The 13,072-nt window shown below is 69.6% G+C and carries 10 protein-coding genes; 1 reads left to right on the forward strand and 9 read right to left on the reverse strand.

The window, feature by feature from the left end; all coding sequences use genetic code 11:
- Positions 1 to 95: 95 nt before the first annotated feature.
- The 3 genes from ACWF99_RS28990 to ACWF99_RS29000 all read right to left on the reverse strand — a co-directional run bounded on the left by ACWF99_RS28990 (position 96) and on the right by ACWF99_RS29000 (position 4,491).
- The gene (locus ACWF99_RS28990; protein ID WP_452537934.1) at positions 96 to 827 is read right to left on the reverse strand and encodes a YggS family pyridoxal phosphate-dependent enzyme; all 732 of its coding nucleotides are present in this window, start codon (positions 825 to 827) and stop codon (positions 96 to 98) included.
- Entirely contained in the window at positions 824 to 1,555 is a 732-nt protein-coding gene (gene pgeF, locus ACWF99_RS28995; RefSeq protein ID WP_452537935.1) for a peptidoglycan editing factor PgeF, read from the reverse strand. Before pgeF ends, ACWF99_RS28990 begins: the two co-directional genes overlap by 4 nt.
- 146 nt (positions 1,556 to 1,701) lie before the next feature.
- Positions 1,702 to 4,491, reverse strand: a complete 2,790-nt coding sequence (locus ACWF99_RS29000; RefSeq protein ID WP_452537936.1) for an AAA family ATPase — start codon at positions 4,489 to 4,491, stop codon at positions 1,702 to 1,704.
- A gap of 178 nt (positions 4,492 to 4,669) precedes the next feature.
- Between ACWF99_RS29000 and ACWF99_RS29005 the strand changes: the two genes are divergently transcribed.
- Positions 4,670 to 5,215, forward strand: coding sequence for an LppU/SCO3897 family protein (locus tag ACWF99_RS29005; protein WP_378636696.1), 546 nt, complete (start codon positions 4,670 to 4,672; stop codon positions 5,213 to 5,215).
- Between the two features lie 68 nt (positions 5,216 to 5,283).
- On the opposite strand, the gene ftsZ is transcribed toward ACWF99_RS29005, so the two are convergent.
- The 6 genes from ftsZ to murD all read right to left on the reverse strand — a co-directional run bounded on the left by ftsZ (position 5,284) and on the right by murD (position 13,047).
- Positions 5,284 to 6,543 (reverse strand): cell division protein FtsZ, encoded by a 1,260-nt coding sequence (gene ftsZ, locus ACWF99_RS29010; RefSeq protein WP_378636693.1) that lies wholly within the window; start codon positions 6,541 to 6,543, stop codon positions 5,284 to 5,286.
- Between the two features lie 160 nt (positions 6,544 to 6,703).
- A complete protein-coding gene (locus tag ACWF99_RS29015) occupies positions 6,704 to 7,381 on the reverse strand; it encodes a cell division protein FtsQ/DivIB (protein ID WP_378636838.1) in 678 nt (225 codons plus the stop codon).
- 8 nt (positions 7,382 to 7,389) lie between these two features.
- Positions 7,390 to 8,904 (reverse strand): UDP-N-acetylmuramate--L-alanine ligase, encoded by a 1,515-nt coding sequence (gene murC / locus ACWF99_RS29020; RefSeq protein WP_378636691.1) that lies wholly within the window; start codon positions 8,902 to 8,904, stop codon positions 7,390 to 7,392.
- Positions 8,901 to 10,016, reverse strand: a complete 1,116-nt coding sequence (gene murG, locus ACWF99_RS29025) for an undecaprenyldiphospho-muramoylpentapeptide beta-N-acetylglucosaminyltransferase (RefSeq protein ID WP_056816454.1) — start codon at positions 10,014 to 10,016, stop codon at positions 8,901 to 8,903. Before murG ends, murC begins: the two co-directional genes overlap by 4 nt.
- A 55-nt stretch (positions 10,017 to 10,071) precedes the next feature.
- Entirely contained in the window at positions 10,072 to 11,565 is a 1,494-nt protein-coding gene (ftsW, locus tag ACWF99_RS29030) for a putative lipid II flippase FtsW (protein ID WP_378636688.1), read from the reverse strand.
- A gap of 45 nt (positions 11,566 to 11,610) precedes the next feature.
- The gene (gene murD / locus ACWF99_RS29035; RefSeq protein WP_378636836.1) at positions 11,611 to 13,047 is read right to left on the reverse strand and encodes a UDP-N-acetylmuramoyl-L-alanine--D-glutamate ligase; all 1,437 of its coding nucleotides are present in this window, start codon (positions 13,045 to 13,047) and stop codon (positions 11,611 to 11,613) included.
- Between the last annotated feature and the right edge of the window lie 25 nt (positions 13,048 to 13,072).

The raw sequence follows: 13,072 nt of genomic DNA on the forward strand, positions 1-13,072 counted from the left end.
CCTTCGGCCCCGGTGGCGGCCGGGTGTTGAAGTTCTTGCTCAGCGCCTCTTCAGCCCAATCGTATGTGTCGAATGTGACTGGTGAGGTTTCTTTGCTACGCCGAGGTTATCGGCCGGGCGCCCATCAAGGCGGTTCCGACACGCACACACGTCGAACCGTGTTCGACCGCAATCTCCAAATCACCCGACATACCTGCAGAAAGGTCGGTGGCCTCGGCGTGTTGCGCGAGCAGCGAAGTGTGCAATGTCGCAAGATTCGCAAACGACACATGACTCGGGACGTCAAGGGGCGGAATCGCCATCAGACCGGCCAGATGCAGACCGGGCGCCTTCGCTACCAGGTCGGCCAGGGCGAGCAGATCGGCCGGTGCGACACCCCCGCGTCCGGGGTCGGCGTCCAGGCTCACCTGCAGCAGCACCCGCAGCGGCGCGATACGCTCGCCGGCTGCGAGTGCGTCCTGCGCAGCCCTGTCCAGGGCGTTTGCCAGACGTTCGCTGTCGACCGAGGCCACGGTGTGCGCCCATCGCGCGACCGAGCGCGCCTTGTTGCGTTGTAAACGGCCGATCATGTGCCATTCGACATCGTCGTAGGCCAGCTGCTCGACCTTCGCCGAGGCTTCCTGCTCGCGCGACTCACCGAATTCGCGCCGGCCGAGGGCGTGCAGGATGGCCACATCGGTGGCGGGGAAGAACTTGGTCACCGGGAGCAGACGGACCGAGCCCGCCGGGCGTCGGGCGGCGTCGACGGCGGCGTCGACGCGCGCGAGCAGCCCGTCGAGACGGGCCGAGAGCTCCGCGGTGCGGTCCGTCGCGGTTTCCGTCGTCATGCGGCGGCATCCATCCAGATCACGCCGGCGATGCGGCCGGTCGGGGCGCCGCGGCGGTGGCTGAACAGGGTTTTGTCCTCGATGGTGCAGCGGGGGTCGACGGCGATTCCGGCGACCCCCGCCTCGGTGAGCTGTCGGCGGATGCCCGCGCGCAGGTCGAGACCGGGAGTTTTCCGGACGGTGGTGGTCGCGCTGCCGGGCAGGTGGGCTTCGACGTCGGCGCGCATCGCGGCCGGGACCTCGTACTGACGACCCGAGGCGGCGGGGCCGAGGAAGGCGCCGATGCGGTCGACGCGGGCGCCGACCGACACCATCGCGTCCAGCACGCGCGGCACGATGCCGATCCGGGCGCCGATGCGGCCCGCGTGCACGGCGGCGATGACGCCGGCCTCGTCGTCGGAGAGCAGGATCGGCACGCAGTCGGCGGTGAGCACCACCAGCGCCAGTCCCGGCACGGTCGTGACCAGCGCGTCGGTCACCGGCACCGGTTCGGCGCGCGGCCCGTCGACGATCTCGACGGTGCGCCCGTGTACCTGCTCCATCCACACCAGCCGGTCGGGAGTGAGGCCGATGCCCTCGGCCAGCCGAATCCTGTTACGGCGCACAGCTTCCGGATCGTCACCGACGTGGTCACCCAGGTTGAACGAGTCGTAGGGCGCGGCGGAGAAGCCACCGGCGCGGGTGGTGGTCACCCGGCGAACGGTCACGGTAGGAGGTGCGGAAGTCATGTGTTCGAGCGTAGTGCGGTCACCGGGTCGGGCGGTCATCGCGCGTAGTGACGTCGGTCAAGCCCGAAACGACAGGGCGGACAGGTGCCCGACCGCACCGAACGGACCGCCGCCGTCGACCGCTACGGCGATGACCGCGCGCCCGGTCACGCGGTGGACTCCGCGATGTCGAGCTCGCCGAGCTTGCGCGCGATGCCCGCGCGGCCGGCCAGACCCAGTTTGCGCAGCACTCGGCTGAGGTGGTCTTCGACGGTGCGGGGGCTGAGGCAGAGGTGCTCGGCGATGGCCTTGTTGGTGTGGCCGTTGGCGGCCAGGTCGGCGACTTCGCGTTCGCGCCTGGTCAGCGCGGCCGGGGGGCCGACCCGCTGGGCGCCTGCGAGACGACGTTGTTCGGTGGTCACCTCGTCGAGCAGCCGGGTGGCCCCGGTGGCGAGGAAGACCGCGCGTGCGGAGGCGAATCGACTGGTCGCGCGACCGAAATCACCACCTCTGCCCGCGACGACACCGGCGATCAATTCGGCCTGTGCCCGGTTCACCACCATTCCGGCACGCGCGAACGCCGCGACCGCTACCTCGGCAGCCGCTGCCGCGACGGCCAGCTCGCCCGTGGTCGCGGCGTAGTCGGCCCGCGCCAGCGCGGCCGCGCCCACCTGACTGCCGAGGTCACCGCCCGGGGTGATCTGCACGGTCGCGACGGAATGCTCGCCGAGGTGGACGGCGTGGCTGGTCGCCGCGGCGGCCGCTTCGGCACGAGTGATCAGGTCCGCGGCGGCGGTGAGGTCGCCGGTGGCTATCGCGGCGCGGGCGGCCCTGGACAGGTGCGTCGGGGTGAGCGGGCCGGGGCGGCCGTTCTGGGGTGGGGGTGCGCAGGCGGGCAGATCCAGGGTGCGGGCGACTTCGGTGAGGGTTGTCTCCACAACCTGGCGCCACCAGCGCACGGTGGGGCGCGCGAGCGCGGAAACGGTGTGCCACTGGGTGGTTACCGCCGCCTCCGGGGCCGTCAGTTGGAGAGTGCGCAGTTTCAGCGCGCCTGCGAAGGAGAGCAGGTCGGGATAGCCGAAGGTGGTCGCGGCGTCGGTGGCTTCATCGGCGGCGGCGATGGCGTCGTGGAGACGGCCGAGTTTGGCCAGCGAGTAGGCGCGGACCATGTGGAGCTCGGCGAGAGCGTAGGTGCGGCCGAAGCGGCGGCTCACCGCGATCGCGCGGTCCAGGTGGTGCAGGCCGTCGGCGTCGCGGTCGAGGAAGTACGCGCACCAGCCGAACGCGGGGGCGGCGTGGACCACTTCACGCAGGACTGTGTCGGTGAGCACGCCGAACGCTCGGCCACAGGGGTCGTAGAGCTGGGCGGCCTCGGCGATGCGCGCGTCGGCCAGGAGACCGAGGCAGCGCAGGGCCGTCGCGGCGGCGCGGACGGCCGGGTCGTCGATGGCGTCGGAGTCGAACAGCGCGGTGAGGCGGGCCTGGCCTTCGGAGTCCTGGCGGTCCTGCATTTCCAGGATCGCGAGTTCCAGTTGCACCGGTCCGTCGCCCGGGCGGCGAGGCAGCGTCGCACCGTGCGCGAGCAGCGTGCGCGCCTGGTCGATGCGACCGAGCATGCGCGCGCAACGGGCCGACAGCAGCAGCGCCTCCAACTGGTGCCGACCCGTGGTCGCGGCAGCCGGTTCGAGGGTCTCCACCGCCTGTGCGGCCGCACCGGACAGCAATTGCGCCCGGCCCAGCGCCAAGGCGTCGGCGAGCGGGTCGTCGGTCGCGGGCGCGATCCGCACGGCGGCCGAAAGCCAGCGGGCGCTCGCCGCCGGGGCGTCGGCGAGCACCTGTTCGGCGGCCAGTCGCAGTTCCGCGCCCGCGATCTCGTCGGCGCCGAGGAGCGTGTGCTCGAGATGACGTGCGCGCGAGGGCATCGACGCACCGCGTGCGCGCAGTGCGAGCGCGGCCCTGCGGTGCGCCATCGCTCGCCAGCCGTGGCCGGACAGCCGGTAGGCGGCCGTGCGAATCAGCGGATGCGCGAACGTCACCGCGCCGTCGCCGATGCTGACCACTCCGCGCCGAACCAGCCCATCCACCGCCGCGACCACCGCACCCTCCGCGAGATCGGCCGTCGAGCACAACAGTTCGAGGTCAGGGGGCAGTCCGCACACCGCGATGGCCTGCGCCACGAGCCGCTCGGTATCCGGAAGCTGGGCCAGTTCGGCGCGGATCGTCCGGTCCAGCGCCGCGAAATCGTTCGACGCGGGGTCGGGTTCCTCCCCGTGCAATGCCCGGTCCAATTCGCGGTCGGGCAGATCGGCGAGCAGCGTCAGGTACAGCGGATTGCCATGGGACGCGGCGAACAATCTGGCCCGCCGACCCGGGTCCTCCCCCGGCAGCAACCCGTCGACATCGGCCTCGGTGAACGGTGGAACCCGCACGTGCACCGTCCGCACCTGCGGCGCGCGCACCGATCGGGCGATCGACGGTGGGCAACCACCGTCGCGGAAGGAGAGCAGCAGGCGGAATCCCCGCGCGGGCCGGTTCCGGATCAGAAAGGCCAGCAGCCGCACCGATTCCAGGTCTGCCCACTGCGCGTCGTCGACAACGAGCAGGGTCTCGACCGCGCCGAGCGCACGCCGCACGTGGCGAACCAGGTCGGCATGGTCGCGTGAATCCGGCGTCACTCCCGAGTCCTTCGGTGCCGCCGCGGACGCATCACCCGTGCTCCCGCCCACCTGTTCGACGATGTCATCGGCGAGATAGTGCGGCTGCGACTGGGCGTCCTCGGCGCTGGTGACCACCAGGACCCGGCAGCGGGCCGCGCCGACGAACTCGGCGATCAAGCGGGACTTGCCGATTCCGGCCGGTCCGTCGACCAGCAGCAACCAGGGCGCGTCCGGGCCGGTGAAAGTCATCGTCAGCGCGGCGAGTTCGGCGGTGCGGCCGACGAATGCGCGTTCGAACATGACACTCCGTACCTCACTGGCGAGATCGGCCGTGGACGGCCGGATCAGAGCATAACGGTGCCACCGCGGCGGAATTACCGTGGTTTCCCGGATGCTCGCCGGCGCCGGGTGAGGTTGGGTGATCGGGGCCTACACCGCCGAAGGGTCCGCGGTGAGGTTCTGCAGAAAGAAGGTTCGCATGACGTTCACCGGCAAGGGAATGGTTTCGCGGTTCTCGCTCGCACTGCTGGCGGTCGCGGCACTCGGTGCCGCGAGTTGCTCGGCCGTCGACAAGGTCACCGAGGTCGCCAAGGACGCGAGCAAGTCCGACACCGCCCGCTCGAAGGTCGGTGAGTGCATCAACGTGATCTCGGCGTCGGTGATCGACTCCAAGACCGAGCCGGTCCCGTGCTCGGCCGAGAACGCCGTCTACCAGGTCGTGCAGGTCCACGACAAGAAGGTCGAGTGCCACGAGGACTACACGTCCTACGAGGAGACCTTCGGCAGCGGCGGTACGGTCGCGTTCCTCTGTCTGGCCCCGAATTTCAAGGAGGGCAGCTGCTACAACGAGGGCATGATGACCGGCTACAAGTTCGTGCCGTGCACCGCGTCCGACGCCAGCTTCAAGGTCGTCACCCGCGTCGACGGTCAGGTCGACGAGCAGCTGTGCGGCGAGGACGCCGACCAGGTGCTCGTGGTCAATGATCCGAAGATCACTTACTGCCTCGGCAGCGCCAAGGGCTGATCCCCTCCCACCACGCGAAAGCGCCCGAACTCGACAGGAGTTCGGGCGCTTTTCGTGTCTGCGAACGCTTACCGACGCATGAAGTCCGGGACGTTGATCTCGTCGTCGTCGTCGCCTTCGCGCACTTCCGGGTTGTTCACCTGGTTCATCGCGCGTTCGGTGACCCGCTGACGCTCCGACTCCCGGTACCGCTCGGTATCGCGGTAGTTCGGCGCGGCGGCCCGGCCACCGGACACCCCGGCCGTGGCGGGCTCGGTGGGACGCGACGGCGCCTCCGACGGACGTCCCTGGCCGATCTCCCCCGCGCGGCCGGAACCGATCGGGTTCGTCCCGGTCCGGCTGGTCGTGACCGCGCTGGGCTCCGAACTCCGCCGAGACGGGCCGCCACCGTCGAATCCCGCGGCGATGACGGTGACCCGCACCTCGTCGCCGAGCGAATCGTCGATGACCGTACCGAAGATGATGTTGGCCTCGATGTGGGCCGCCTCCTGCACCAGCGAGGCCGCCTCGTTGATCTCGAACAGCCCGAGGTCGGAACCGCCCGCGATCGAGAGCAGCACACCGTGCGCGCCGTCCATGGAGGCTTCGAGCAGCGGCGAGTTGATCGCCGTCTCGGCCGCCTTCACCGAACGGCCCTCGCCCCGCGCCGAGCCGATGCCCATGAGTGCCGAGCCGGCACCCGACATCACGCTCTTGACGTCGGCGAAGTCGACGTTGATCAGGCCGGGGGTGGTGATCAGGTCGGTAATACCCTGAACACCGTTGAGTAGCACCTCATCCGCGGAGCGGAAGGCGTCCATCAGACTCACCGCGGCGTCGCCCAGCTGCAGCAGCCGGTCGTTCGGAATGACGATGAGGGTGTCGCACGACTCGCGAAGCAGGTTGATCCCTACTTCGGCCTGGTTCCCGCGCCGTTTTCCTTCGAAGGAGAACGGCCGGGTGACGACCCCTATAGTCAGGGCGCCCAACTTGCGGGCGATGCTGGCGACGACGGGGGCGCCACCGGTACCGGTGCCACCACCCTCGCCCGCCGTGACGAAGACCATGTCGGCGCCCTTGAGCACCTCTTCGATCTCGTCCTTGTGGTCCTCTGCGGCCTTGCGGCCGACTTCCGGATCGGCTCCGGCACCGAGGCCTCGGGTGAGCTCACGACCGACATCGAGTTTGACGTCGGCATCACTCATCAGCAGGGCTTGCGCGTCGGTATTGACCGCGATGAACTCGACTCCCTTGAGTCCCTGTTCGATCATTCGGTTGACGGCGTTCACGCCGCCGCCGCCGATACCGACGACCTTGATCACTGCAAGGTAGTTGTGCGGGGGCGTCATGGGCTCTCGCCTTCCTTCGATCTTAAACCCTCAACCTCAACCATAGGGTTGGCGTTATGTCAAGTATCCGACTGCTGCGGAACGCTATTCGCAGCCACTGCGATCGCGGCGCAGGCGCGCCGAGATGAGAGCCAGAATCTTGTGCCACAAAGAATGTCGCTCACTTTACCGTGACCAGATTCGGACTCGAAACGTCGAACACGGTCCCCTCACGGGTCAGTAGTGGCAACACGACAGCAGCTTTGCGCTCACCGTCGCCCGTGCCGCCCCACACTACCTTCCTGCCATCACGAAGGCTCAGCGAGACGTCCGAAATCGACCGTGCGACAACCTCGCCCACCTGCACCGACAAGGCGGGTGGCAGGGTGACCAGCACATCCACCGCAGCCCTGGCCGCCGCCGGCCCGGTGAACGAGCCCTCGGTGAGCAGTTTCGGCACCCCGATGGGTGGTTCGGGCTCGATCGCGAATTCGACGCTCTCGGCGTCGACCAGATGGGCGCCGTCCGGAGCGTCGAAGTACACCACCGGTGTTCGCTCCACGACGGTGACCAGCACTGTCGAGGGGAATTTACGCTGCACCCGGACCGAACGTACCTTCGGGATCGCGGCGACGCGCTGCGCGATCGCGGTGGTATCGATCCGTAACATCGAACGGCCGTCCGGAATTTCGAGCCGACCACGCACGTCGGCCTCCGGTACCGCCGACAGCCCGTCGACGCGCACCGTGCGCACCGACAACGCCGGTGTGAACCAGGCCAGCACCACCAGCAGACTCACCACGACCACCCCGACCACCGTCCAGAGACGGTAGCCGTGCCACCCGCGCGCGGCGGGCATCGGCAATCTCACCGGCCGCCCTGCTGCGGCCTGGCCCGCAGGCCGTCGAGGATCTGGCTGCCGAGCATCGTCACATCGCCCGCGCCCATGGTGATCACGACGTCACCGTCGCCCGCGAGCGCGGCAACCTGCTTGCCGACCTTGGACATATCCGGCTGGTAGTGCACGGGTGTGGTCACCGACTGGGCGACCAGCGCGCCGTTGACGCCGGGCAGCGGGTCTTCCCTCGCGCCGTAGACGTCGAGGACGACCACCTCGTCGGCCAGGCTCAACGCGGTGCCGAACTCCGTGGCGAAAGTGGCCGTGCGACTGTACAGATGCGGCTGGAACACCACGATCACCCGGCCGCGCTGCAGGCGAGCGCCGTCCCGCGCTTCCTGGGCGACCAGCTGCGCGGCGGCTTCCAGCACCGCACGGACCTCGGTGGGGTGGTGGGCGTAATCGTCGAAGACGCGCACCCCGTTCTCCCGGCCGGTGAACTGGAACCGGCGGTGCACGCCGCCGAATCCCTCCAGACCCTGCACGATCTCGTCGATGTCGGCGCCGGTGGCGCGGGCGGCGAGCAGCGCGGCCAGCGCGTTGAGGGCCATGTGCCTGCCGGGCACCGACAGGCGCAACGACCGCGGGATCGTCTCGCCGTCGAGCTGGAACTCCACGATGCCGCCGACATCGCGCGGCTGCCAGTCGAGCAGCCGCGCGCCGACGGGCACGGGCGCGTCATCGAGATCGCCCGATCCGTAACCGAGGACCTCGATCCCGCGTTCGGCCATGCGCGGTGCGACGCGCTGGGCCAAGGCGAGCGAACCCGGATCGTCGAGACACACCACCAGCAGGCCGCCGGGGGCGAGTCGGTCGGCGAAGTCGTCGAAGACCTGGATGTAGGCCTCGTCGGTGCCGAAGTAGTCCAGATGGTCGGATTCGATATTGGTGACCACCGCGACGTCCGGGTCGTATTGCAGCAGTGAGCCGTCGGACTCGTCGGCTTCGGCGACGAAGATGTCACCGCTGCCGTGGTGGGCGTTGGTGCCCGCCTCGTTGAGCTCTCCACCGACCGCGAACGACGGGTCGGCGCCGCAGTGCTGCAGCGTGACGATCAGCATCGAGGTGGTCGAGGTCTTGCCGTGGGTACCCGAGACCAGCAAGGTCCTGTGCCCGCGCATCAGCGCGGCGAGCACGGTCGGGCGCATCAGCACGGGGATGTCGCGCCGATTCGCTTCGACCAGTTCTGGATTGGTCTTCGGAATGGCCGCGTAGGTGGTGACCACGACCGTCGGGCCGCCGGGCAGCAGGTCGAGCGCGTCGGCGGCGTGCCCGATGCGCACCTCGGCGCCACGGGCCCGCAGCGACAGCACGCCACGGCTCTCGCGGGCATCGGAGCCGGAGACCTTGCCCCCGCGCGAGAGCAGGATGCGCGCGATACCGGACATGCCCGCACCGCCGATGCCGACCATGTGCACGCGTTCGAGTTCGGGTGGCAGTGCCGCGCCCGCGGACTCCCCGATCTGCTGGTCCGGCTCGCTCATCGGGCGACCTCGGTGACGATCCTGGCCACCGTGTCGGCAGCGTCGCGATGGCCTGCGCCTGCGGCGGCGCGGCTCATCTGCGCGAGTCGAGCGGGGTCGAGCAGCAGCGGAATCACCTCATCGATCACGTATTTCGGGGTCAGCTCGGCGTCGGCCACAATTGTGCCACCACCTTGCGCGACCACTGGTCGGGCGTTGAATTCCTGTTCACCGTTGCCGTGCGGCAGCGGTACGTAGAAGGCGGGCAGGCCGACCGCCGACACCTCGGCCACGGTCATCGCACCGGATCGGCACACCACCGCGTCGGCGGCGGCGTAGGCCAGGTCCATCCGCGACAGGTAGGGCACCGCCACATAGGGGGCGGGCGCGTCGGCGGTGCTCACCTCGACGCTGTTCTTGGGGCCGTGCGCGTGCAGCACCGAGACGCCCGCGGCCGCGAGTTGCGGTGCGGCGCCGGAGACTGCCTCGTTGAGGCTGCGCGCACCCTGCGAACCACCGAACACCAGCAGCACCGGTCCCTCGGCGGGCAGGCCGAAGTGCGCGCGAGCTTCCGCGCGCAAGGCCGCCCGGTCGAGTTCGGTGATGGACGCACGCACCGGAATGCCGACGACCTGCGCGCCCGCCAGTCCGGAATCCGGAACGGCGGCGAGCACTTTCGCCGCGAGTTTCGCGCCGACCTTGTTGGCGATACCGGCCTTCGCGTTGGCCTCGTGCACGATCACCGGCACCTTGCGCTTGCGACCGAACAGCCCGCCGCGCGCGGCGAGATACGCGGGCAGCGCGACGTAGCCGCCGAACCCGATGATCACGTCGGCCTGCACGTCGTCGATCACCGCCCTGGTCGCCTTGACCGAGGCGAGCACCCGGCCGGGCAGCCGCAGCAGGTCGGCGGAGGGCTTGCGCGGCAACGGCACCGGCGGGATCAGCTCCAGGGGGTACCCACGTTCGGGCACCAGTTTCGTCTCGAGTCCACGCTCGGTACCCAAGGCGGTCACCCGGATCGAGTCGTCGAGTCTGCGCAGCGCGTCGGCGACAGCCAGCGCGGGTTCGATGTGGCCTGCGGTTCCTCCGCCTGCGACGATCACCGACAACCCGGATCGCGGGTTACTCACCTGGATCTACCTCGTTCTCTCTGTATCGAATTCGATCTCGCGAAAGCCTGCGTGGTCATGCGCCGCCGCCTCCGCCGGTCCGCCGTTTCACCGGGCGGTGTGGCATCGGGTAGGTCGGCTCCCATGCTCTTGTCGACCGTAGCGAACTCGTGCCGCGGCTTTCCGGCACCCGTCGCCTGCGGTCGGCGGGCGGCTGGCGGCGAGGGGCCTGACGTGGTCGTTCGGTGCGGGCGCGCGGCGCGACTTTGCGTGGCGCCGGCGGGGTGTACAGCTCGGGCACCGGTAGTCGGAGCAGCCTGCTGAGCCTGCCGTCCTGACCTGCCTTCAACGCCGACACCGCTTCGGGTTCGTGCCGGGCGGCGCTGGCGATGATGCCGAACATGAACAGCGTGATCGCCAGCGACGAACCACCGGCCGAGACGAGCGGCAACTGCAGACCGGTCACCGGCAGCAGCCCGACGACATAGCCGATGTTGATCAGCGCCTGCGCGGTGATCCAGGTGGTGGCGGTAGCGGTGAGCAGGCGCAGGAACGGGTCGACCGAGCGCAGTGCGATGCGGATACCCGCGTAGACGAACAGGGCGAGCAGCGCCAAGACCAGCATGCAGCCCAGGAAGCCGAGTTCCTCGCCGATGATGGCGAAGATGAAGTCGTTGTGCGAGTTGGGCAGGTAGCTCCACTTCGCGCGGCTCTGCCCGAGGCCGCGGCCCCAGATACCGCCGTCGGCGAGGGAGTACTTGGCTTGACGCGCCTGGTAGTTGACCCCCTGCGGATCGTCACCGGGATTGAAGAACGCCCGCACACGATCGGAGCGGTACCCGGCCGAGAGTGCCAGCACGGAAGCGGCGACCAGACCGGTCACCATGATCCCGACGAACAGCCGCGCCGGCAGCCCGCCGAACCACAGCAGCGCCATCAGCACGATGCCGAGGGCGATGGTGGTCGACAGGTTCGGCTCGAGCACCACCAGCAGGCACACCAGCAGACCGGCGGGCACCAGCGGCACCAGGATGTCCTTGAGCTGGGCGCCCCGGCGCGAGGCGAGCAGATGCGCACCCCACACGATCAGGGTCACCTTGACGACTTCGGAGGGCTGGATCGACAGCGGGCCGATGTCGAACCAGCGTCGCGCGCCGCCGTGGATCGAGCCGATGCCCGGGATGAGCACCAGTACCAACGCGAGCACCGAGATGCTGAAGATCGGGAACGACCACTGGCGCAGGAACCGCAGCGGCAACCGCAACGCCACATAGAAGGCGATGGCACCGAGCCCGGCGAACATGGCCTGCTGGATGAACAGCGCGTAGGCCGAACCACCACCGGCGTAGGCCTCGACGCTCGACGCCGACAGCACCATCACCAGACCCAGGACAGTGAGCAGGGTCGCGATGGTGACGATCAGATGGAACGACGCGAGCGGCCGGGCCAACCACGCGCCGAAGCGCTCCCCCGCCCAATTCGGCTGCCCCGAACTCTTCCGGCGAGTACTCGCGCCCGCCTGGCCCTTACCGACCCGGCTGTCGTCCACGCTGCCCCGGCTCTTAACCACGCTGCCCCCTCTTGGGCGGTGACTGCTCGGCCGGGCGCGCCTTCGTCACAGCGCCCGCCCGATGTCACCATCTTCCAGTGCCGTCACCGCATCCACGAAACAGCGTCCGCGATGGGTGTAGTCGTCGTACATGTCGAGGGAAGCGGCCGCGGGCGCGAGCAGGACAGTGTCTCCGGCGCGAGCCAGACCCGCCGCGGCGCGCACCGCGCGGCCCATGACCGCCTCGGCTCGCTGCGATCTCGACGACTCCATGTCTGCATCGTCTCCCGCATCCAGCTCGATGACCGGGACTTCGGGTGCGTGTCGCGTCATCGCGGCGGCGATCACCGGCGCGTCGGCCCCGAACAGCACCGCGCCGACCAGCCGGTCACCGATCTCTTCGATCAGATCGTCGACACTTGCGCCCTTGAGCAGACCGCCCGCCACCCAGACCACCTGCGGGTGCGCCATGATCGCGGCGCGCGCGGCGTGCGGGTTGGTGGCCTTGGAGTCGTCGATGAACTCCACACCGCCGAGTTCGCGCACGAACGCGGTGCGGTGCGGGCCCACCTTGTGCTCGGCGAGACCTTCCTTGACGAACTGCGGTGCCACGTCGATGGCCCTGGTCAGCGCGGACGCGGCCAGCGCATCGGCGATGCCCGCGGGTCCCGGCGGGCTGATGTCGCTGGTCTCGGCGAGGATCGCGGCCTTGGTGAAGGCGCGGTCGAGGAGCTTGCCGTCGACCACACCCAGCTCACCGTCGGCGGGGACACCGATCCGGAAGCCGACGGTGCGCCGCGCCTTGGCCTTGCGGGCCAGTGCGCCGGCGACCGGGTCGTCGAGGCCGACGACGCCGACGCGACCGGTCAGCGCGCGGGCCTTCGCGGCGGCGTAGGCATCGAGACCGCCGTGCCAGTCCAGGTGATCCTCGGCGACATTGAGCACGACGCCCGCCTCGGGCCGCACCGACGGCGCCCAGTGCAGCTGGAACGAGGACAGCTCGACGGCGAGAACCTGCGGGCCGGGGTTGCGGCGCAGTGCGTCCAGGATCGGCAGGCCGATATTGCCGCAGGCCACGCTGGAGATGCCGGCGGCGCGCAGGATCGAGTGCGTCATCTGGGTGGTGGTGGTCTTGCCGTTGGTGCCGGTGATCACCAGCCATTTGCGGACCGGGCCGTAGATGCGGGCCTGATCGACCCACCAGGCGAATTCGACGTCGCCCCAGACGGGCACGCCCTCGGTGACCGCCGAGACCAGCACCGGCGAATCCGGCCGCCAGCCCGGGCTGGTGATCACGAGCGCGAACCGGCTCAGGTCGGCGCTTTCGAGTTCGACGCTGGTGGCGATCTCGAGGCCGAGTTCGGCGGCCTCGGCGAGCGCCTTCGCGCCGTTGTCGGTGACGACGGGGTGGGCGCCGATATCGCGCAGCGGTTCGATCAGCGAGCGCCCGGAGACGCCCCAACCGGCGACGAGAACGTCACGGCCACGCAGGAATTCGAGCATCGGGCCCGGGGAACGCAGGGCGCGG

The organism is Nocardia sp. NPDC055002 (assembly GCF_053608825.1).

Excerpts from the sequence above, each read along its gene's own strand:
- ACWF99_RS29000 (WP_452537936.1), bottom strand. The coding sequence starts at position 4,491 with ATGTTCGAACGCGCATTCGTCGGCCGCACCGCCGAACTCGCCGCGCTG.
- murC (WP_378636691.1), bottom strand. The coding sequence starts at position 8,904 with ATGAGCGAGCCGGACCAGCAGATCGGGGAGTCCGCGGGCGCGGCACTG.
- pgeF (WP_452537935.1), bottom strand. The coding sequence starts at position 1,555 with ATGACTTCCGCACCTCCTACCGTGACCGTTCGCCGGGTGACCACCACC.
- murD (WP_378636836.1), bottom strand. The coding sequence starts at position 13,047 with ATGCTCGAATTCCTGCGTGGCCGTGACGTTCTCGTCGCCGGTTGGGGC.
- ACWF99_RS29005 (WP_378636696.1), top strand. The coding sequence starts at position 4,670 with ATGACGTTCACCGGCAAGGGAATGGTTTCGCGGTTCTCGCTCGCACTG.
- ftsZ (WP_378636693.1), bottom strand. The coding sequence starts at position 6,543 with ATGACGCCCCCGCACAACTACCTTGCAGTGATCAAGGTCGTCGGTATC.
- ACWF99_RS29015 (WP_378636838.1), bottom strand. The coding sequence starts at position 7,381 with ATGCCCGCCGCGCGCGGGTGGCACGGCTACCGTCTCTGGACGGTGGTC.
- ACWF99_RS28990 (WP_452537934.1), bottom strand. The coding sequence starts at position 827 with ATGACGACGGAAACCGCGACGGACCGCACCGCGGAGCTCTCGGCCCGT.